Origin of the sequence: Bacteroides sp. MSK.20.12 (genome assembly GCF_019052435.1) — a bacterium.
Lineage (GTDB): Bacteria > Bacteroidota > Bacteroidia > Bacteroidales > Bacteroidaceae > Bacteroides > Bacteroides xylanisolvens.
The window spans coordinates 1-21,414 of the sequence record NZ_JAHQVH010000070.1; the positions used below are offsets into that span (position 1 = coordinate 1).

Genomic DNA, 21,414 nt, shown 5'->3' on the forward strand with positions numbered 1-21,414 from the left:
TAGAGCATAACCTTGCCAAGGTTAGGGTCGCGAGTTCGAGTCTCGTTTTCCGCTCCATATAGACATAAGGTTGTCAGTCGATAAGATTGGCAACCTTTTTTTATTTATGATTGATGAATTCTGATTTATATATGGTTGGATAATCGTTTAAAATTGGACTTTATTAGAAGTTTATCGGACGATTTTATCGATAGATTGAATAGAAAAACGTAATTTTGCAAACGAAAAAATCAATGTACTCCCCCCAAAAAAGAGCGTCATTGATTCACACAGACCTTTAATTAATTTAACTATTTGTGATATGTTAACACAGATCATTAATGCACGCATCCTGACGCCTCAAGGTTGGCTGAAGGATGGGTCAGTTCTTATTCGCGATAACAAAATTCTGGAAGTAACCAATTGTGACCTTGCCATTATCGGAGCCAAACTGATTGATGCCAAAGGAATGTATATTGTTCCCGGCGGTGTAGAAATCCATGTTCACGGTGGCGGTGGAAGAGACTTTATGGAAGGTACCGAAGAGGCTTTCCGGACAGCAATCAAGGCTCACATGCAGCATGGTACCACCAGTATTTTTCCTACCCTTTCTTCTTCTACCATTCCGATGATCCGTGCAGCTGCGGCAACTACTGAAAAAATGATGGCGGAGCCCAATAGCCCTGTACTCGGGCTTCATCTGGAAGGACATTATTTCAATATGGACATGGCAGGCGGACAGATCCCGGAAAATATCAAAGATCCCGATCCCGAAGAATATATTCCGTTGTTGGAAGAAACACGCTGTATCAAACGTTGGGATGCCGCACCGGAACTTCCCGGAGCCATGCAATTCGGTAAATATATCACGGCAAAAGGTGTACTGGCTTCGGTAGGACATACCCAGGCAGAATTTGAGGATATACAGACGGCTTATGAGGCGGGATATACGCATGCCACTCATTTTTATAACGCGATGCCCGGTTTCCATAAACGGAAAGAGTACAAGTATGAAGGTACGGTAGAAAGTATTTATCTGATTGATGATATGACAGTGGAAGTGGTGGCTGATGGTATTCATGTACCTCCGACGATCTTGCGTCTTGTCTATAAGATAAAAGGAGTGGAACGCACTTGCCTGATAACGGATGCGTTGGCTTGTGCCGCCAGTGATAGCCAGGTTGCCTTTGACCCGCGTGTGATTATTGAGGATGGAGTCTGTAAGTTGGCAGACCATTCAGCCTTGGCCGGGAGTGTTGCAACGATGGATCGTTTGATTCGTACCATGGTGCAAAAGGCGGAAATTCCTTTGGAAGATGCCGTAAGAATGGCTTCCGAAACTCCTGCCCGGATTATGGGAGTACTCGACCGTAAAGGAACGCTGGAGCGTGGCAAGGATGCCGATATGATCGCTTTGGACAGAGACTTGAACGTGAGAGCCGTATGGGCAATGGGAGAACTGGTGGAAGGCACCAACAAACTGTTTTAAATCTAATAAATAACAAAGACTATGTTGACTCAAATAATAAACGGAAGAATACTTACCCCGCAAGGCTGGTTGAAAGATGGTTCCGTATTGATTTGTGATGGAAAAATATTAGAGGTAACTAATAGTGATTTAGCGGTTATCGGTGCAACGGTTATTGATGCCAGAGGGATGACGATAGTGCCCGGATTCGTAAGTATGCATGCACATGGAGGTGGTGGGCATGATTATACGGAAGCAACGGAAGAGGCTTTCCGCACCGCAACCAATGCACATCTGAAACATGGTGCTACCGGTATATTTCCTACTTTGTCCTCTACTTCATTCGAAAGAATCTACCAGGCAGTCGATGTATGTGAGCACTTGATGAAAGAGAAGGATTCTCCGATTCTCGGTCTGCATATCGAAGGTCCATATCTGAATCCGAAGATGGCGGGTACGCAGTATGACGGTTTTCTGAAAACTCCGGATGAAAATGAATATATTCCTTTGTTGGAGCGTACGTCTTGTATCAGACGTTGGGATATTAGTCCCGAACTGCCCGGTGCACATGATTTTGCAAAGTATACCCGTTCGAAAGGAATTATGACTGCTGTTACACATACCGAAGCCGAATACGATGAAATTAAAGCTGCATTTGCAGTAGGATTTTCTCATGCTGCTCATTTTTATAATGCGATGCCGGGTTTCCATAAACGTCGTGAATATAAGTATGAGGGTACAGTGGAAAGTGTGTATCTGACGGATGGAATGACTGTGGAAGTGATTGCGGACGGTATTCACTTGCCTGCCACTATCCTGAAACTGGTTTATAAGTTGAAAGGCGTGGAGAATACCTGCCTTGTTACCGATGCTTTGGCGTATGCCGCTTATGAAGGGAATGAACCGATTGATCCTCGTTATATCATAGAGGATGGCGTATGCAAGATGGCGGATCATTCTGCGTTGGCCGGTAGTTTGGCTACGATGGATGTGTTGGTTCGCACTATGGTAAAGAAAGCGAATATTCCTTTGGAAGATGCTGTGCGTATGGCTTCTGAAACTCCTGCCCGTTTAATTGGAGTGAGTGATCGTAAAGGGGCGTTAGCAAAGGGTAAGGATGCTGATATTGTGATTCTTGACAAAGAACTGAATGTACGTTGCGTATGGTCAATGGGAAAGATCGTTCCGGGAACTGATAATCTGTTGCATAAATAACCATTGAAATAACCTTTGAAAGGGAAGAGGCCGTCCGGAGACTTCTTAAAAGAAAAATGCCCCTTACTAGAACTAAACTGAATCCCAAAAGTTAGATACAAAATTTTAGGAGTTCAGTTTATTCTAGTAAGGGGCATTTTATAATATTAAGGCTTTTCAGCCTCTTATTATAAAAATAAATGTTCTGTATTATATCAAAAGCCTGGTAGTTTATCAGTCTATCGTCATAAGGAACTTTCCGGACTTTCGATGTTTTTCTATTCTGAAAGTAAACTGGTTTCTATTAATTCTTTCAATTGGGCTTTATTCATAGTGCCTAATTTCATTGCCGGTTTGCCGTTCAACGGGCAAAGTAACAGATTGGGAATGGTACGAATCTTAAATGCGCTTTCCAGTTCCGGTTCCTGATCGACATCCACTTTATAAATATCTAATTTACCTTCGTATTCTTTTGCCAATTGGTCTAATATAGGCGATAATGCTTTGCAATAGACACACCAGGGTGCATGAAAATCGACCAGGCAAGGTTTATTCCCTTTAAAGTTCCAACTATCAGGATAAGATTGATAATCAGCTACTTTCTCAACAAAACTATCTTTGGTTAAATCTATTATTTTCATATATCCTACTATTTTTTAATGATTCGTTTTATTTTCTCTCCTGCAAAGATAGGGGAGTTGGAATGAAAGAAGGCTGGCCATTTTTCCTGTTGTGTTTACAATTCTTCCTTTATGGCTCTTTTCTAATCAAATTCTAATCTGATATGAGAGGCTTATAATCGTTTTTTTTCGTTTCTCCGGTTGCAGAATTGTAATTTTGCTGCGACAACTACGATAAGGTAATAAAGATAAATATAGTAATGAACAGAGAATTTTTAATTTCTTTTTTTCTTCTGCTGACAGGAGGAATATGTGCGCAACAGGCTACCACAGGAACATTAACGCTGAAAGAGGCGGAACAACGTTTCCTGGAACGTAACTTATCGCTGATAGCCGAACGGTATAACATTGATATGGCACAGGCACAAGTGCTGCAAGCCAGGTTATTTGAGAATCCGGTCATCTCGCTGGAACAGAATGTCTATAACCGCTTGAACGGAAAGTATTTTGATTTTGGTAAGGAGGGTGAAACGGTTGTGGAGGTTGAACAGGTCATTCGCCTTGCCGGACAGCGAAACAAGCAGATAAAGCTGGAAAAAATCAATAAGGAAATAGCGGAATATCAGTTTGAAGAGGTGATGAGAACACTCCGTCAGGAGTTGAATGAGAAGTTTGTGCAAGTCTATTTTCTTTCGAAATCCATATCCATCTACGAGAAAGAAGTGAACTCTCTGCAAGAACTGCTTGCCGGAATGAAGCTGCAACAGGAGAAAGGAAATATCTCATTGATGGAAATGTCTCGTTTGGAATCTATGCTATTTTCGCTGAAGAAAGAGAAGAACGAACGGGAAAACGAGTTGCTGACTCTTAGAGGAGAACTGAATGTCTTGTTAAATCTTCCGGGAGATACTACGGTTAAGTTATCACTGGACGAAGAGGTGTTGAAGCAATTGGATTTGTCTCAATTATCGTTTGCTGATTTGAAAGCGATGGTAAATGAACGTCCGGACTTGAAGATTGCCAGAAGTACGGTAAGCGCTTCTCGTGCCAATCTGAAATTGCAGAAATCAATGGCATTTCCGGAGTTCTCGGTGAAAGGGAACTATGACCGTGCCGGAAACTTTATCAATAACTATTTTGCGGTAGGAGTGAGCTTGTCAGTACCTATTTTCAATCGCAATCAGGGAAATATAAAGGCAGCCCGTTTTAGTATTCAACAGGCGGGAGCGGAACAGGAAAATGCTGCTAATCGTGCAGATATGGAACTTTATACCGCTTATGCTTCACTGGAAAAAGCAGTTCAGCTTTACCAATCTACCAATATGGATTTGGAACGTAACTTTGAGAAACTGATAACAGGAGTGAATGAAAATTTTACCAAGCGGAATATCAGCTTGCTGGAGTTTATCGATTACTATGACAGTTATAAGGAAACCTGTATTCAGTTGCATGAAATAAAGAAAGATGTTTTCCTCGCGATGGAAAACCTGAATACAACTATCGGGCAAAATATATTGAACTACTAATATTCATAAATTATCAAAGACTATGAACTGGAATAAATTCCTTCCTTGTATATTGCTTACTACCGTATTGGGAGCATGCTCCGGTAAAGGAGAACAACCGAATGTTGAACCGGCTGCCTTATGCCTGACAGATAGCTTGTTGAGAATTGTATCTGTCGATACGGTTCACGTTCAAGAAGTGATTGATGAACTGACATTGAACGGACGGGTCACTTTTAATGAAAATCAGGTAGCGCATGTATATCCGATGTTTGGAGGTACGGTGACGGAACTGAAAGCAGAAATAGGAGATTATGTTCGTAAAGGAGATGTACTGGCAGTCATCCGCAGTGGAGAAGTGGCGGACTATGAGAAACAATTGAAAGAAGCGGAACAACAATTATTGCTCGCCCGCAGAAACATGGATGCTACGCAGGATATGTATAATTCCGGCATGGCTTCGGATAAAGATGTGCTTCAGGCAAAGCAGGAGTTGACGAGTGCCGAAGCCGAAGAAAGAAGGATAAAGGAAGTCTTTTCCATTTATAATTTCTCCGGAAATGCTTATTATCAGTTGAAATCACCTGTTTCGGGCTTTATTGTGGAGAAACAAATCAGCAGGGATATGCAGTTGCGTCCGGATCAGAGTGAAGAGTTGTTCACGATTTCGGGGTTGTCGGACGTATGGGTGATGGCAGATGTGTATGAAAGCGATATCAGTAAGATTTCTGAAGGTGCTTCTGTACGCATTTCTACTTTGGCCTATCCGGATAAGACGTTTGCCGGCACTATCGATAAGGTATATCATTTGCTGAATAGCGAAAGTAAAACAATGAATGTCCGTATCAAATTAAAGAATGAAGAGTATCTGTTGAAGCCGGGGATGTTTACGAATGTAAGTGTGAAGTGCAAGGCAGATGGAACTTCCATGCCTCGTATCGATTCTCATGCGCTGGTGTTTGAAGGAGGGAAAAATTATGTTGTTGTAGTAGAGCCGGATCAGCGTTTGCAGGTGAAAGAGGTAGATGTATACAAACAGTTGAGCAAGGAGTGCTATATCCGCTCCGGGCTTTCCGAGGGGGACAGGGTGCTGAATAATAATGTATTGTTGGTATATAATGCGTTGAATGCAGATTAAAAACAGAAAATAGTATGCACAAATTCATAGATAATATAGTGGCTTTCTCGCTGAAGAATAAGTTCTTTATTTTCTTCTGTACAGCGATTGCCGTTATAGCCGGAGTTGTTTCTTTTAAACATACTCCGATAGATGCTTTTCCGGATGTGACGAATACGAAAGTGACGATTATCACGCAATGGCCGGGACGTAGTGCGGAAGAGGTAGAGAAGTTTATCACCATTCCTGTTGAGATTGCCATGAATCCTGTTCAAAAGAAAACAGATATTCGTTCTACCACTCTTTTCGGACTTTCTGTAATCAATGTGATGTTCGAAGATCGTGTGGATGATTTCACCGCCCGTCAACAGGTATATAATTTATTGAATGACGCCGATCTTCCTGACGGGGTAACTCCGGAAGTGCAACCGTTATATGGCCCGACGGGAGAAATATTCCGTTATACACTCCGTAGTGATAAACGTAGTGTGCGGGAGCTGAAAACAATCCAGGATTGGGTGATTGAGCGTAATCTCCGTTCGGTATCCGGCGTAGCGGATATTGTGAGCTTCGGCGGAGAGGTGAAAACATTTGAGGTAAGCGTGAATCCTCACCAGTTGATTAACTATGGAATTACTTCTTTGGAGCTTTATGACGCGATAGCCAAAAGTAACATCAATGTAGGAGGAGATGTCATAACCAAGAGTTCGCAAGCTTATGTTGTTCGTGGAATTGGTCTGATTAACGACTTGGAAGAATTGAGAAACATCGTAGTGAAAAACATCAACGGCACTCCGATTTTGGTGAAGAATCTTGCCGATGTACACGAATCCTGTTTGCCCCGTCTCGGCCAGGTAGGACGAATGGATGAAGATGATGTGGTACAAGGCATTGTAGTCATGCGGAAAGGGGAGAATCCGGGCGAGGTGATTGCAAACCTGAAAGATAAAATAGAAGACTTGAATCAGAATATACTTCCGAAAGATGTGAAAATCGTGTCATTCTATGACCGGGAGGATTTGGTGAATCTGGCGGTAAAGACGGTGACACATAATCTGATTGAAGGAATTTTATTGGTTACGTTTATTGTATTGATTTTTATGGCAGATTGGCGGACTACCGTGATTGTTGCTGTCGTTATCCCATTAGCCCTTCTATTCGCTTTTATCTGTTTACGGGCGATGGGAATGTCCGCCAATCTGCTTTCTATGGGAGCCATTGACTTCGGTATCATTATTGATGGGGCAGTGGTGATGGTGGAAGGAGTGTTTGTGGCTTTGGACAAGAAAGCAAGGCAAGTAGGAATGCCGGCATTTAATGTCATGTCCAAAATGGGATTGATCCGTAACACCGCAAAAGATAAGGCGAAAGCAGTTTTCTTCTCCAAATTGATTATCATAACCGCATTGATTCCTATCTTCTCTTTCCAGAAGGTAGAAGGAAAGATGTTCTCTCCTTTAGCCTATACGCTGGGTTTTGCACTATTGGGAGCTTTGATCTTTACGCTGACCCTGGTGCCGGTAATGTCTTCTATGCTGTTGAAGAAGAATGTTCGTGAGAAGAATAATCGTTTTGTCCGTTTTGTCAATACAAAGTGTACGGCTCTTTTTGATTTATTCTATGCGCACAGAAAACTGACTATTGGACTGGCAACGGTCATAGCAGGTGTCGGATTATGGCTTTTCTCTTTCTTGGGTACGGAGTTTCTTCCACAGTTGAATGAGGGGTCTATCTATATTCGTGCCACCTTGCCACAAAGCATTTCGCTGGATGAATCGGTGACGCTTGCCAATAAAATGAGAAGGAAGCTATTAACGTTTTCGGAAGTACGTCAAGTCCTGTCACAGACCGGACGACCGAATGACGGAACAGATGCTACCGGATTCTATAATATCGAGTTTCACGTTGATATATACCCTGAAAAGGAATGGGAGAGCAAATTGACAAAAATGGAACTAATCGATAAGATGCAGGAGGATTTATCCATTTACCCCGGCATTGACTTCAATTTCTCACAGCCGATTACCGATAATGTAGAGGAAGCTGCTTCCGGTGTGAAAGGGTCTATTGCGGTGAAGGTGTTTGGTAAAGACTTGTATGAGTCGGAGAAATATGCGGTGCAGATTGAGAAAATCCTGGGTACGGTTCAAGGGATTGAAGACTTGGGTGTGATTCGGAATATCGGTCAGCCGGAACTTCGTATAGAGCTGAATGAAGGTCAGTTGGCGCGTTATGGCGTTGCTAAAGAAGATGTGCAATCGATTATCGAGATGGCTATTGGCGGAAAATCGGCTTCATTGTTGTATGAGGACGAACGGAAATTCAATATCATGGTAAGGTATAGCGAGCAATTCCGCCAGAATGAAGAAGAAATAGGTAAGATACTGGTTCCGGCAATGGATGGTACAATGGTGCCTATCAAGGAACTGGCAGATATAACGACCATTACGGGACCATTACTTATTTTCCGTGATAATCATGCACGCTTCTGTGCAGTGAAGTTCTCGGTGAGAGGCCGTGACATGGGTACGGCAGTTGCCGAGGCACAGAAAAAAGTGAATGCATCCGTACATCTTCCGGCAGGATATTCGCTGAAATGGACTGGTGATTTCGAGAACCAGCAACGTGCCACGAAACGCTTGGCACAAGTGGTTCCCATCAGTATTGCTATCATCTTTATCATCCTGTTTATTCTGTTCTCTAATGCGCGGGATGCCGGACTGGTATTGCTGAATGTGCCATTTGCCGCTGTGGGGGGTATTGTAGCCCTTCTGATAACACGCTTCAACTTCTCCATTTCTGCAGGTATCGGTTTCATTGCCTTGTTCGGTATTTGTATTCAGAACGGCGTGATTATGATTTCCGACATCAAGGCGAATCTGAAACTGGGTTCTCCTTTGGAGGAGGCCACGAAAGAAGGAGTACGCTCACGTATCCGCCCTGTGATTATGACAGCGGCAATGGCGGCTATCGGTTTGTTGCCTGCTGCCATGAGTCATGGAATTGGTTCGGAATCACAGCGTCCGTTGGCGATTGTTATTATCGGCGGATTGATAGGAGCGACTTTCTTTGCCTTGTTTGTCTTTCCTCTCATCGTAGAAGTGGTATATGAACGAATGTTATATGATAAAAACGGAAAGTTATTGCAAAGACGTATTTAGTTCATTTCTATTCTATGAAAAAAACGTTCATAGATTAAATTTGTAGTTTTCAGTAGGTAGAGTGAGAAAGGGATAAAAGAAGGGTGATTAAAAAATCACCCGTACTTTTGTTCCTTTTTCTATTTCTGAAGATATATCCAGCTTTGCGTGATAAGCAGAAATGATTTTCAAAGTCAGACTAAGTCCGATACCCTGTCCGGCATAATCCCGGGTGTTACTACCCCGATAGAAAGACTGGAAAATATGCTCAATTTCTTCTTGCGGAATACCGATTCCCTGATCTTCCACCTCAAGAATGACTTGTTGCTGCTCCCGATAGAGAGCCACATTTACTTCCTTATCGGAGTATTTACATGCGTTATCAATTATATTTTTCAATGCTATCTTTAACAGATAAGGATTAGCCTTAACAACAGCTTGTTGTTCTGTTGCTTCCAAGTGGAGACGGATTCTTTCATTAGAACCGGTCAACTCTTTCAATATATCAGATAGAATGATCTCTTCCACATTATTTTTCAGGAGTTCTTCTTCCTGCCGCGAAAGAAAAAGAAGGTGGCGGATCAGGCTGGACAACCTTTTGCTTTCCGAAGAAATTCGTTGCAGGGATTCAATGTATTCTCCGGTACTTCTTTCTTTGAGCAGACTGATTTCACATTCTCCCTGAATAGCAGTAATCGGATTGTTCAACTCGTGCGAAGCATGGCTTACAAAGGATTTCTCTGCCTTGAAAGCACTATCCAGACGATCGAGCATACTATTTAATGTTTTTATCATGTCCTCCAGCTCGTCATTATTTCCGGTAGTCTTTAACCTACGATTCAGACTGTTGGCCCGTATTCTTTTCAATTCCTTTAATATGTGTTGCAGCGGAACCAAAATACGACCGGAATATATTTTCCCGATGAAAAAGATCAGGATGGAACTGGCTAAAACGAGGAAAATGGAAAGTAACAACAGATGTTCCTTGATTTCTGTTCCGTAGGCATTCCGGGACATGACGAGTACGATGAAATTCCCTTCATTATCCGGATAATAAAGGGCGGCTCCTAACTGATCCTTATATTTAAAAGAGAAAGGAATACTGTCTTGCCCTGCCAGTAGAAGTGTTTGCTGGTGTTGCGTGAGATACTTATTCAATGTATCACGCACTTCAGAAAGACTATCCATATTTAGAAGAATCTCATGAGCTTCGGGCAGAAGCTCATCATATTTGCGTTGGATAATCTGGTAACTCTGTTCGTCCACTTCATCCTTTTCCCAGTGCTTCTGTGCAGTCAGGTAGGCTTTCTCACGCAGGTAGGAAGCATAGAGTTTATTGATATACTGTGTACTGAAAATATAAAATACAGCAATGATAATGACAGTGGTCAACACGCTGATTAACGTATAGAAAAGAGCTATTTTGGAACCTATTTTCATAGCCGGGATAGTTGGTGAGTTTAAGTATTCATGATATATCCTAATCCTACGACTGTGTGAATCAGCTTTTTATCAAAGTCACGGTCTATCTTTACCCGGAGATAGTTTACATAAACATCTACGATATTGGTATTGGTATCAAAGTTCTTGTCCCATACGTCTTTAAGCAGGGTAATACGTGAGAGCGCAACCCCTTGATGAGTCATGAAATATTCGAGCAGACGATATTCCTTGACAGTAAGATCAATATCTATATTGCCTCTTTTAGCTCTTCGGGTATTGCAATCCAATATCAGATTATCACAAGTCAGCAGATTGGAGGTTACTTCTTTATTGCGTCTTAACAAGGCCTTGATGCGTGCCTCCAGTTCTTGGAAACTGAAAGGCTTGACGAGATAATCATCTGCTCCCGCATTCAGTCCTTTAACGATATCTTCCGTTGTACCCAAGGCTGTCAGCATGATCACAGGAGACTGGTACCCAAACGTCTGCCGATAAAGCTGGCAAAGTTCCAAACCGTTTATTTTCGGCATGATAATGTCCAGTATCAAAAGGTCGAAAGGTTCGTCCTGAAGGATTTTCCAACCAGCGTTTCCGTCATGACAGACGGTTACTGTATGTCCGAACTCTTTTAACCCCCGTTCAATGAAAGAGGCGATGTTTATTTCATCTTCAACTAATAATATCTTTGCCATCATTCAGATTGTTTATGCGCAAAGATACTTTTTTCCTGGCATCTGAAGAAAGAAATTCGCCCTACATTTAAGTGTTTCTCCTTTTTGAGTTGTACTGTTTTTCTGAAATAGCAAGGATACTTATCGCGCTATCCGGGATAATTATCCCTTTGCTTCCTGATACATAAAGCGTTTGATTGACTTTTTCGCAGTCTTTTCAAATTCCTCGAAATGGATCTTTATCTTGCTTATTTGAGAATAGTTAGGAAGCTGTTGATTCAACTCGATACGGTTTTGTTCCATCACTTTCTGAATATCCGTCTGCTGCAATCCATGAGCGAAAGCGTCATCGAAATCCGGATAAATCAGTGCTACCAGCTTTTCATGCTGTAAGACAATCAATGATTCCGCAACATACGGCATATTGTTCAGTTTGCTTTCAATTTCTTCCGGATAAATATTTTGTCCGCTAGAGGTGAGAAGCAGGTTTTTGCTACGTCCGCGAACTGTTACGTAACCTTCTTCATCCAACGTGCCGAGATCACCGGTATGCAGCCAGCCGTTAGCATCGATAATTTGCGCGGTAGCTTCCGGATTTTTATAATAGCCCAGCATCATGTTCATTCCTCTGCATACGATTTCTCCGGCATGCGTTTCCGGATCTGGCGAGTCAATACGGACTTCCATCCGGCTGGTTGCCTTACCGCAAGAAGCAAGTTTCAGCGTTTCCCAACGACTGGAGCAAATGATAGGACCACATTCAGTCATACCGTAAGCGATTGTATAGGGGAATCCTATCTTTTTAAGGAAGGCCTCAACTTCAGCATTGAAAGGAGCGCCTCCGATAATAATCTCGTCAAAGTTTCCACCGAAGATTTCCATGGCGGCCTGCCGTGCCAGCGATTTGATTTTATCATTCACGATAGGCACTTTAAGCAATAACTTACCGATTGTGCTGTCTACTTTAGGAAGAATATCTTTCTTAATAATCTTTTCCACAATCAATGGCACACAAGAGATCACTCTTGGCTTGATTTCAGAGAAAGATTGAGAAATGATTTTCGGAGACGGCATGCGCGTCAGGAAATAGATGTGCGCACCTGCAGAAAATCCGTAAAGGAAATCATATACCATACCGAACACATGCCCCATAGGCAACATGGAAACGATATGATCGCCCGGTTTAACGGGAAGCATCTCGAAGCAGTAAGCCACATTCGACCAAAGACTGCGATAGGGGAGCATCACTCCTTTAGAGTAACCTGTGGTGCCGGAAGTATAATTGATAATAGCCAGTTCTTCAGGATGATCCTTCCGGTAGCAAATATGTTCCGGGCGGAAGTTCTTGGGATATTGTCGACCATATATTGCATTCCGGTGTTCAAAAGCATAAGTGAGTTTCTCGTTGCGTGATACTAATGGTGAGAAATCTGTTAGTAAAGCAATACCCTCTAATAAAGGCATGGCGTCCTCATTCAAATTTTCCCAGGCTTGGTCACCGACAAAAAGTAATTTGGCTTCGGAATGGTTGACGATATTATGAATATTATCTGCCTTGAATTCATGCAAAATAGGAACAATAACGGCTCCATAAGTAATCGTTGCCAGGAAAGTAACCGCCCAATGAGCACTGTTACGTCCGCAAACGGCAATTTTATCTCCCGGCTGGATGCCGGCACTTTCCAAGACAATGTGAAATTTAGCGATTTTACGCGCTACATCCTTATATTGAAGGGTAATTCCTTTATAGTCAGTTAAGGCATCCTTGTCCCAGTTTTTGATGATGCTTTGCTCAATATAATCAATGAACTGATGTTCTTGTTCCATTCGATCTTTGCACATTTAGTTTAAAACTGCGCAAAATTAATACTTCGCTGATGTAAACCGAATTTTAAATTCAAGTTTTACGGTTAATTAACGGAGGGGAATGAACAATTTTTACGGCTTGCTAAGGCGTTTTCGTGTTTCTTCCTTAAAACTAGTTTGTTGGCCTATTTAAAACATTTCGTCTCCACGCATGAATAAGAAACGAGTGTCTTGTAGGGACAAGAGGCTTCATGCGTGGAGACGAATCAGTTATAGTGATAGAATCAATCTTTTCGGATGTTAGTCAGAATCAGTCTCTTCTTCTTTTGATTTTTCGGAGATGAGCAGCAGTTTATCTCCTTCATGCAGTTTCAGCGTTCCGTTGGGAATCAGGAACTCATCTCCGCGCTTCACAATCATTACCAGCGTGCCTTTCGGGAGATTCATATCTTTCAATGTATCTGCTTCTTCCAACATACTTTTAGTAATGGTCATATCACTAAGATCAGAGTCTATTTCTTCCGGGAGTTCCACTCCGAAATCATTTCCAGTTTTTTCCAGTGGTTTGGAAAGATTCAAGATTCGGGCTACGAAAGAAATCGTTGTTCCCTGTACCACCAATGACACGATGGTAATAAAGAAAACAATGTTGAAGATGAGGTTCGAACCTTCTACGCCCGCCACTACCGGATAGGTGGCAAAGATAATAGGAACTGCACCGCGCAATCCTACCCAGGACACGAAAATACGTGATTTCATCGTGATTTTCCGGAATGGAAGCAAACAAAGGAATACGCTTAACGGCCGGCCGATAATAATCATAAAGACACCAATCAGCAATGCCACAGCAGCTACTTCCAACATCTCGTGCGGATTGACAAGCAATCCCAGGCAAAGGAACATGATGATTTGAAACAACCAGGTCAGTCCGTCCATAAAGGTGTAGATATCCTTACGATGCATGATTTTATTGTTTCCCACCATGATACCGGCGATATATACGGCAAGGTATCCGTTACCTTTCAGTAAGTCGGTGATGGAGAAAGTGAAAAATACAAATGCAAGTAATAAGATAGGATATAAGGCCTGATTGTCAATATTGAGCTTGTTCAACATTCGGATAGCGAGCTTTCCGAGTACATATCCGGCAGCCGCACCGACGATAAACTGGATGGCAAAAGAGCCTACGATAGCTCCGACTCCCATACCTGACGATTGAATAAACTGTATCAGGACAATGGTAAGCATATAGGCCATCGGGTCATTACTTCCGCTCTCCAGTTCCAGCATGGGACGGAGGTTGTGCTTTAAATTCATCTTCTGTGAACGGAGAATGGCGAACACCGAAGCCGAGTCCGTAGACGACATGGTAGAGGCCAAAAGCAGGGAAGTGGTGATAGGTAAATAAATATTAGACCAGCTCATACCTGATATCCACCAGATAAAGAGCCCGGTGAAAAGAGCTGTAAGTAGTACTCCGACAGTGGAAAGCACGATACCGGGACCTAAAATAGGTTTGATTTCTCTGAATTTCGTATCCATACCTCCCGAGAAAAGGATAATGCTAAGAGCGACCATACCGATAAACTGCGCGTCTTTCGCGTCGTGGAATTGCAGGCCGAGGCCGTCACTTCCAAACAACATTCCTACTACGAGGAACAATAATAAGGTAGGTACTCCAAAGCGATATCCGGTTTTTCCAACAACAATGCTGACGAAAAGTAAGATAGAACCGATAAGTAGGGTGTTTTCTGCTGTAAATATCATAGGCAATATATTATAAAGTTATAAAATTGTCGTTTTAATTCTCACCGTGCGAAGTTACACATTATTAACAACAAATAAAACCTCTTTTTAGATGTATTTTTGTGAAAAAAGGGAGTTAAATTGTCTAAAAAGACTAATTTTGCAGAGATTAATCTACATTATACTTATGGATTCAAATAATCTTACACCTTTGAGGAAAGGGGTGGTGGGGGTACAATTCTTGTTTGTGGCTTTCGGAGCTACGGTACTCGTGCCGTTATTGGTAGGGCTCGATCCTTCGACAGCTCTGTTTACAGCAGGTATTGGTACGCTTATCTTTCATGCCGTTACGCGTGGAAAGGTTCCTATCTTTTTGGGGAGTAGTTTCGCATTTATTGCGCCTATCATTAAAGCGACAGAACTTTATGGGCTGCCCGGCGCCTTATCCGGCATGGTTGGAGTTGCATTAGTTTACTTTGTGATGAGTGCGCTTGTCAAATGGCAGGGAGTGCGGGTGATTGAACGGTTGTTTCCTCCTGTTGTCATAGGACCTGTCATTATTCTGATAGGTTTATCATTGGCCGGAACGGGAGTGAATATGGCAAAAGAGAACTGGGTGCTGGCTCTGCTTTCATTGGTGACTGCGGTTGTCGTTTCGATGAAAGCTAAAGGACTTTTGAAGCTGATACCTATTTTCTGTGGAATTGTAGTGGGGTATCTGGCTGCATGGATCTTCTATGGTTTGGATTTGTCCGGCGTCAGAGATGCCGCTTGGATTGGATTACCGCAGTTTGTCTTTCCTAAATTCTCATGGGAGCCGGTGTTATTTATGATTCCGGTAGCTATTGCTCCGGTGATAGAGCATATTGGTGATGTCTATGTGGTGAATACGGTTACGGGAAAAGATTTCGTGAAAGACCCGGGATTGCACCGCACCTTATTGGGTGATGGTCTGGCTTGTCTCTGTGCTGGATTGCTGGGTGGTCCTCCTGTGACTACTTATTCGGAAGTGACAGGAGCCATGTCATTAACAAAGATTACCAATCCGCAAGTGGTCCGAATAGCTGCCATCTCTGCTATCTTATTCTCCGTTATCGGTAAAATCAGCGCATTACTAAGATCCATACCTAGTGCGGTACTGGGTGGTATCATGCTGCTGCTTTTCGGAACGATTGCCTGTGCAGGTATTGCTAATCTCGTGAATAACTGTATTGATTTGAGCCGTACAAGAAATATCGTTATCGTGTCTTTGACACTGACTGTCGGGATTGGTGGCGCTGCTTTTAGCTGGGGTGATTTTTCATTGTCCGGTATCGGATTGGCAGCTTTGGTAGGAGTAGTTCTCAATTTGATATTGCCCAAAGAAGATTAAAAAAGGAAGCCGGTATTCGAGAAGAAAGAATAAACGCTGGATTCCCGATTATATATAAAAAAGATAGTGACGGTATATGATGGAAATAGTGACGGTATCATTACCGTATAGCGTCACTATCCTTATCATATACCGTCACTATCTTTTAGAAGGAAATTTGCCTGTAAAATACCCTTCTGTTCCCTTATCATTTATGATAGAAACTTCACAATATCTTCATCCACTGTACTGATACCTCCGATTCCAAATTGCTCGATCAATACGTTCTTTACATTCGGTGAAAGGAAAGCTGGAAGAGTAGGTCCTAAATGAATATGTTTCACTCCTAAAGCCAGCAATGCCAATAAAACAATGACCGCCTTTTGTTCGTACCATGCAATGTTGTATACGATAGGTAACTGATTCACATCATCTAACCCGAAGATTTCTTTCAGTTTTAGAGCGATTACAGCCAGTGAGTAACTGTCGTTACATTGTCCCGCATCCAATACTCTCGGAATACCGTTGATATCACCTAAAGCTAATTTATTGTATCTGTACTTGGCGCAACCTGCCGTAAGAATCACTGTATCACCGGGTAGCTTTTGAGCAAATTCCGTATAATATTCACGGCTCTTCATACGTCCGTCGCATCCTGCCATTACAAAGAACTTACGGATGGCTCCACTTTTCACGGCATCCACCACTTTATCCGCTAAAGCCGTCACCTGTGCATGAGCGAATCCACCGATGAGTGTTCCGTTTTCGATGGCTACGGGTGGCTGGCATTGTTTAGCATGAGCAATCAGGGCAGAAAAATCTTTCGGTTTTCCATCCTTGCGTTCGGGGATATAATGCGCGCCTTCCAGACCACAGGCTCCTGTGATGTAAATGCGGTCTTTGTAGCTGGCATTCGCACGTGGCGGAACAATACAGTTACTTGTAAACAGGATCGGACCGTTGAAACTTTCAAATTCCTCTTTTTGTTTCCACCAGGCATTTCCGTAGTTTCCTGCCAGATGCTTATACTTCTTTAGTTGAGGATAATAGTGCGCAGGCAGCATTTCACTGTGCGTATATACATCTACCCCTGTACCTTCCGTTTGCTCCAGCAACTCTTCGAGGTCTTTTAAATCATGTCCGCTTATCAATATACCCGGATGATTGCGAACACCAAGATTCACTTGTGAGATTTCCGGATTACCGTAACTGCTCGTATTTGCCTTGTCCAGCTGTGCCATTGCCGATACTCCATGTTTTCCTGTTTCCAGCGTTAATTGAATCAATTCTTCCACAGTAATATCATTGCGGGTCAATTCGGACAATGCGTGCTGCATGAATGCAAATATCTCCGGTGACTGATAACCCAGGTTATGCGCATGCTCTACGTAGGCAGCCATTCCTTTCAGGCCATAGTGTACGAGTTCTTTTAGTGAGCGTATATCCTCGTTGGGCGTGCGAAGCACACCGACCGTTTTTGATTTTTCTTCAAATTCCTCTTCGTTTCCATCCCAAAGACATTCGTCAGGAGCATTCTCGATCTTTACCTTACCGGCAAGTTCCTTTTTCAGTTTCAGTCCTTCTTTGATTTTTTCGGTGATTGCTACTTTATCAAAATTGGCGTTAGTGATGGTGATGAACAAAGCATCATAGATAAATTTGTCTGCTTGTTCGGAAGACTGTCCCTCTTTACGCAGATGTTCGTTGTAGACAGCAATTCCACGTACTACAAAGAGCAGCAGGTCTTGCAGGTTAGCCACTTCGGAAGTTTTACCGCATACACCTTTTAAGGTACAACCCGTACCCATTGCGGTTTCTTGACATTGATAACAGAACATACTCATAACTTTTACGTTTTTAATTAGTCCAACAGTTTATTTATTGAACGCAAAAGTAGAGGAAAGGTTTCAGGTGATTCTGTAACCAATGTTACAACAATGAATATTTTTATCTCAAATACTCACAATTAGATAAATGATTTTTAAATCGGAGCATTATTGGATGAGCCGGACCAGTTCTTCTTTCTGTAAGATAGTGATATGTTTACGATCTGCTATCAATAGTCCGTCTTCCTGCATGTGTGCCAGTTCGCGGGCGAGGGAAGGGCGGGAGACTCCGAAGTAATCACTCAACTCCTGTTGCGAACGGTCGAGGGTGATATGCTCCTGTTGCTGTTGTTTGTACAGGCGGAGCAGGTAGGAGGCAAGTTTCTGACGAATGGTCTTGAACGACATGAAGAAAAGCTTATCCGATAAAGTCCGTGCATAATTGGCGGAGAGATTCATATAGTTTTCCAAAAACTGCTCGTTCTTGCGGAACAAACTCAAAACACTTGGTTTAGGAAGCTCGATCACCTCTGTCGGTTCATTGGCAGTCACCTCCACCGGATAGCGGTTCTGCTCACCGAACAGGAACAGAGGGGCAATCGCTCTGGGAGCAGTTATATCTTCTACCTTGATAAGACGTCCCGAATAGTCAATCATTTCTCCACGCACACTTCCTTTGGTCAGGATGATAAGACGGTTGCACACATCTCCCTGTCGTGCCAGGATTTCTCCTTTCTTATAAGAACGTGTATGAAAACTGATCTCTTCCAGATCGGCAAGAAGTTTTTCCGGAGTGATTCCTCGGAATAGCGGATTGTTGACTAGTGTAGGTATCATATATCAATCGTTATTTGAATTTTAAAATAAACGTTGTCTCTTTCTCTCGTAGTAACGTAAGGCTTCCTCCTGAAAGGCGCATGATTTGGCGGGAGATACTAAGTCCGATTCCGCTACCGCCTTCTTTGGTCGTAAAGAAAGGAATGAAGATATGTTCTGCTATTTCCGCTGGGATTTCGGGACCATTGTTTTTTATCTCAATCCATATTTCTTCCATGTCATTGCAGGACGCCTTCAACTCAATTCTCCCATCCGGCTGATTGCCGATTGCTTGAATTGCGTTCTTTAAAAGATTGATAACTACCTGTGAAATAAGATTCTCATCTGCATATACGATTAAGTCCGCAGGAGTAATCTCTGTGTGGAAACGGATATGCTCACATGGATGCTGATGACAGGCAAGTTCAACCATTCTTTCTATGAATGCTTTCACATAGAACAAGGAGGGTTCCGGTGTCGGTATGCGTGTGAATTGCCGGTATGATTCTACAAAGGCAAGCAACCCTTTTCCGGTCGTACTGATTGTTTGCAATCCGTGATTTATTTCTTCGTCTTTATTCGCTGATATTGAAAGAAGCGTATCGCAAAGGGAAGTGATGGGAGTCACAGAGTTCATGATCTCATGTGTCAGTACCCGTGTCAGCCGGATCCATGAATCTATTTCTTTTTCATCCAGTTCGGTATTGATATCATTCAGGGCAAGGATGCGCAGATGCTCTTTGCGTACATTGATTTCCGACACACGGATGGATAAGTTAATCGTTCCCCGTTCATTGTGAAATATGACTTGTAGTTTGTCCCCCGGGCGACAGTTCTCTATTTTCTCCATAAGCTGCGCATCCACTTGACTTAACTGGCGGATATGTGTAAACACATTCAGCCCTAAAATACGGAGTGCTTCTTTGTTCTTCTGATAAACGGCTCCATTGTCATTGAGCACTACTAATCCTGTACTGACAAAGTCGAGAATCAGTTCGTAGTATTTCTCTTGCTGGGCTGTTTCAGCTTTCACGCTATATAAGATATGTCCCACGCGGTTGAGTGCCCGGTTTATTTCTTTGCTTTCGGGAGTACCGTTTTCTTCGGTAAAATGAAATGTATTATCATTATTCTCGAGCGCATCAATCATAAAAAGCACCTGTTTGGTGTGGAGGCGATAAAGGCGGATTTGCCAAAGTATGCTAAGAACCAATAAACAAAGACTGACTCCTAACCAGCTGTATGATTGATGTATACCGAACCACACGGACGATATACAGAAAAGTACCGTCAGCAAGACTCTGAACCAATATTGAACACCTACTTGTTGAAGCTGCACTGTCATAATCCGAACTTTTTCATCTTGTTATAAAGAGTTTGCCTGGTTATTCCCAGTTGGGCGGCTACTGCCGATAAGTTTCCTGCACAAGTGTCGAGCGCTTTCCGTATCATCTGCATTTCCATCTCTTCCAGCGTAGAAATACTTTTCTCCTGACTCTCCGTCCGTGGAATGGATAATTGGAACAATTCGGCGGGAACGAGCGGACTGTCATTGATGATAACGGCCTTTTCAATCACGTGTTCCAGTTCACGGATATTACCATACCAAAGGTGTGCTTTCAATTTATCTTTAGCGTCGGGAGTGAACTTCATCAATGTCTTGTCATATTGTTTGCAAAAGCGTACCATGAACCTTTCGGCCAATGGAATAATATCTTCTTTCCGTTCCCGCAAAGGAGGAATCTCTACATGAATGGTATTGATGCGATAGAGCAAATCTTCCCGGAATTCACCTTTCACTACCATCTCTTGCAGATTCCGGTTGGTTGCGCATATCAGTCGGATATGAATGGGAATCGGCGTGTTGCTTCCCACTCTCACAATGCTTCGTCGTTGGAGGACGGTCAGTAGCTTTGCTTGCAGGTGGTAAGGCAGGTTGCCTATTTCATCGAGAAACAGCGTACTATTATCGGCAGCCTCAAATTTGCCGGTCCGGTCGGTGTGTGCGTCGGTGAAAGAACCTTTAACGTGTCCGAAAAGCTCACTTTCAAATAAAGACTCTGTGATAGTCCCCATATCCACTGCAATCATTTCTTTGTATTTGCGGTTGGAAAGGAGATGAATCTCACGTGCCAGCATTTCTTTCCCCGTTCCGTTTTCGCCTGTTATCAGGATATTGGCGTCGGTGATGGCTACCTTTTCAATTAATGTGCGGAGTTGTTGCATCACTTTGCTTTCTCCCCAGTACATAGGTGAGTGGGTGGTTTCTTCTTTGCTGCCCGTTTTCTTGTCGTTGTGCGTAGAAGCTGCTGCGGTTTGCAGGGTTTCCACCAGTTTTTGGTTATCCCAAGGCTTGACGATAAAGTCGGTTGCTCCTTCTTTAATCCCCCGGATAGCCAGTTCGATGTCGGCATAAGCTGTAAAAAGTACGACCGGAAGTTCCGGACGTACTTTCTTTATTTCGTGCAACCAGAATAAACCCTCATTACCGGTGTTGATGCCTGATGTGAAATTCATATCCAACAAAATTACTTCCGGTGTTTCTTCCCTTATGACACTGGACAGGGTGACAGGAGAGGAGAGTGTGACAATCTTGGAAAAATAACTTTTCAGAAGGATTTGTACGGCAGTCAATACTCCTTTATTATCGTCTACAATGATGATTGTTCCTGATTTACTCATTTTCGTTTAAGTTTGTAAAGCGCAAACTTACGAAAAAGTGAGTTATAAAT

General features: G+C 42.7%; 15 protein-coding genes. 6 read left to right on the top strand and 9 right to left on the bottom strand.

Features of this window, described 5'->3' with window-relative positions; genetic code table 11:
* Positions 1-301: 301 nt before the first annotated feature.
* Both nagA (KTR06_RS23415) and nagA (KTR06_RS23420) read left to right on the top strand, forming a co-directional pair.
* Entirely contained in the window at positions 302-1,468 is a 1,167-nt protein-coding gene (gene nagA / locus KTR06_RS23415) for an N-acetylglucosamine-6-phosphate deacetylase (protein ID WP_008022640.1), read from the top strand.
* 21 nt (positions 1,469-1,489) lie between these two features.
* Positions 1,490-2,662 (top strand): N-acetylglucosamine-6-phosphate deacetylase, encoded by a 1,173-nt coding sequence (gene nagA / locus KTR06_RS23420; RefSeq protein ID WP_009039517.1) that lies wholly within the window; start codon positions 1,490-1,492, stop codon positions 2,660-2,662.
* Between the two features lie 257 nt (positions 2,663-2,919).
* Here the strand turns inward: nagA (KTR06_RS23420) and KTR06_RS23425 are convergent, their stop codons facing one another.
* Positions 2,920-3,282 carry a co-chaperone YbbN gene (locus tag KTR06_RS23425; RefSeq protein WP_008022638.1) on the bottom strand — a complete coding sequence of 121 codons (363 nt, stop codon included), beginning with the start codon at positions 3,280-3,282 and terminating at the stop codon, positions 2,920-2,922.
* A gap of 239 nt (positions 3,283-3,521) precedes the next feature.
* Between KTR06_RS23425 and KTR06_RS23430 the strand changes: the two genes are divergently transcribed.
* Genes KTR06_RS23430 through KTR06_RS23440 form a run of 3 tightly spaced genes read left to right on the top strand, consistent with a single transcriptional unit; the run spans position 3,522 to position 9,044 of the window.
* Positions 3,522-4,787, top strand: a complete 1,266-nt coding sequence (locus KTR06_RS23430) for a TolC family protein (RefSeq protein WP_008639957.1) — start codon at positions 3,522-3,524, stop codon at positions 4,785-4,787.
* Positions 4,788-4,809: 22 nt separating this feature from the next.
* Positions 4,810-5,904, top strand: a complete 1,095-nt coding sequence (locus tag KTR06_RS23435) for an efflux RND transporter periplasmic adaptor subunit (protein ID WP_217290845.1) — start codon at positions 4,810-4,812, stop codon at positions 5,902-5,904.
* Between the two features lie 14 nt (positions 5,905-5,918).
* Entirely contained in the window at positions 5,919-9,044 is a 3,126-nt protein-coding gene (locus tag KTR06_RS23440; protein ID WP_217290846.1) for an efflux RND transporter permease subunit, read from the top strand.
* An 87-nt stretch (positions 9,045-9,131) separates the two neighbouring features.
* Here the strand turns inward: KTR06_RS23440 and KTR06_RS23445 are convergent, their stop codons facing one another.
* The 4 genes from KTR06_RS23445 to KTR06_RS23460 all read right to left on the bottom strand — a co-directional run bounded on the left by KTR06_RS23445 (position 9,132) and on the right by KTR06_RS23460 (position 14,710).
* The gene (locus KTR06_RS23445) at positions 9,132-10,463 is read right to left on the bottom strand and encodes a HAMP domain-containing sensor histidine kinase (protein WP_217290847.1); all 1,332 of its coding nucleotides are present in this window, start codon (positions 10,461-10,463) and stop codon (positions 9,132-9,134) included.
* 20 nt (positions 10,464-10,483) lie between these two features.
* On the bottom strand, positions 10,484-11,158 hold the full coding sequence (locus KTR06_RS23450; RefSeq protein ID WP_217290848.1) for a response regulator transcription factor: 675 nt from the start codon (positions 11,156-11,158) through the stop codon (positions 10,484-10,486).
* A 141-nt stretch (positions 11,159-11,299) separates the two neighbouring features.
* Complete coding sequence (locus KTR06_RS23455) at positions 11,300-12,964, bottom strand: long-chain fatty acid--CoA ligase (RefSeq protein WP_217290849.1); 1,665 nt, start codon at positions 12,962-12,964, stop codon at positions 11,300-11,302.
* A gap of 279 nt (positions 12,965-13,243) precedes the next feature.
* On the bottom strand, positions 13,244-14,710 hold the full coding sequence (locus KTR06_RS23460) for a potassium/proton antiporter (protein ID WP_049702674.1): 1,467 nt from the start codon (positions 14,708-14,710) through the stop codon (positions 13,244-13,246).
* 166 nt (positions 14,711-14,876) lie between these two features.
* Here KTR06_RS23460 and KTR06_RS23465 point away from each other — a divergent pair, with 166 nt between their 5' ends.
* On the top strand, positions 14,877-16,061 hold the full coding sequence (locus KTR06_RS23465; protein WP_217290850.1) for a uracil-xanthine permease family protein: 1,185 nt from the start codon (positions 14,877-14,879) through the stop codon (positions 16,059-16,061).
* A gap of 191 nt (positions 16,062-16,252) precedes the next feature.
* Here the strand turns inward: KTR06_RS23465 and hcp are convergent, their stop codons facing one another.
* From hcp to KTR06_RS23485, 4 genes are all read right to left on the bottom strand, one after another.
* Positions 16,253-17,884, bottom strand: coding sequence for a hydroxylamine reductase (hcp, locus tag KTR06_RS23470; RefSeq protein WP_217290851.1), 1,632 nt, complete (start codon positions 17,882-17,884; stop codon positions 16,253-16,255).
* A gap of 150 nt (positions 17,885-18,034) precedes the next feature.
* On the bottom strand, positions 18,035-18,703 hold the full coding sequence (locus tag KTR06_RS23475) for a Crp/Fnr family transcriptional regulator (RefSeq protein WP_117809601.1): 669 nt from the start codon (positions 18,701-18,703) through the stop codon (positions 18,035-18,037).
* Between the two features lie 10 nt (positions 18,704-18,713).
* The gene (locus tag KTR06_RS23480; RefSeq protein WP_008022633.1) at positions 18,714-20,027 is read right to left on the bottom strand and encodes a PAS domain-containing sensor histidine kinase; all 1,314 of its coding nucleotides are present in this window, start codon (positions 20,025-20,027) and stop codon (positions 18,714-18,716) included.
* Complete coding sequence (locus KTR06_RS23485; RefSeq protein ID WP_151935184.1) at positions 20,024-21,364, bottom strand: sigma-54 dependent transcriptional regulator; 1,341 nt, start codon at positions 21,362-21,364, stop codon at positions 20,024-20,026. The genes KTR06_RS23480 and KTR06_RS23485 overlap by 4 nt, the downstream gene beginning before the upstream one ends.
* Positions 21,365-21,414 lie beyond the last annotated feature (50 nt).

Bases quoted from the DNA above. Each gene is read 5' to 3' on its own strand.
- nagA (WP_008022640.1), top strand. From the start codon at position 302: ATGTTAACACAGATCATTAATGCACGCATCCTGACGCCTCAAGGTTGG.
- nagA (WP_009039517.1), top strand. From the start codon at position 1,490: ATGTTGACTCAAATAATAAACGGAAGAATACTTACCCCGCAAGGCTGG.
- KTR06_RS23425 (WP_008022638.1), bottom strand. From the start codon at position 3,282: ATGAAAATAATAGATTTAACCAAAGATAGTTTTGTTGAGAAAGTAGCT.
- KTR06_RS23430 (WP_008639957.1), top strand. From the start codon at position 3,522: ATGAACAGAGAATTTTTAATTTCTTTTTTTCTTCTGCTGACAGGAGGA.
- KTR06_RS23435 (WP_217290845.1), top strand. From the start codon at position 4,810: ATGAACTGGAATAAATTCCTTCCTTGTATATTGCTTACTACCGTATTG.
- KTR06_RS23440 (WP_217290846.1), top strand. From the start codon at position 5,919: ATGCACAAATTCATAGATAATATAGTGGCTTTCTCGCTGAAGAATAAG.
- KTR06_RS23445 (WP_217290847.1), bottom strand. From the start codon at position 10,463: ATGAAAATAGGTTCCAAAATAGCTCTTTTCTATACGTTAATCAGCGTG.
- KTR06_RS23450 (WP_217290848.1), bottom strand. From the start codon at position 11,158: ATGGCAAAGATATTATTAGTTGAAGATGAAATAAACATCGCCTCTTTC.
- KTR06_RS23455 (WP_217290849.1), bottom strand. From the start codon at position 12,964: ATGGAACAAGAACATCAGTTCATTGATTATATTGAGCAAAGCATCATC.
- KTR06_RS23460 (WP_049702674.1), bottom strand. From the start codon at position 14,710: ATGATATTTACAGCAGAAAACACCCTACTTATCGGTTCTATCTTACTT.
- KTR06_RS23465 (WP_217290850.1), top strand. From the start codon at position 14,877: ATGGATTCAAATAATCTTACACCTTTGAGGAAAGGGGTGGTGGGGGTA.
- hcp (WP_217290851.1), bottom strand. From the start codon at position 17,884: ATGAGTATGTTCTGTTATCAATGTCAAGAAACCGCAATGGGTACGGGT.
- KTR06_RS23475 (WP_117809601.1), bottom strand. From the start codon at position 18,703: ATGATACCTACACTAGTCAACAATCCGCTATTCCGAGGAATCACTCCG.
- KTR06_RS23480 (WP_008022633.1), bottom strand. From the start codon at position 20,027: ATGACAGTGCAGCTTCAACAAGTAGGTGTTCAATATTGGTTCAGAGTC.
- KTR06_RS23485 (WP_151935184.1), bottom strand. From the start codon at position 21,364: ATGAGTAAATCAGGAACAATCATCATTGTAGACGATAATAAAGGAGTA.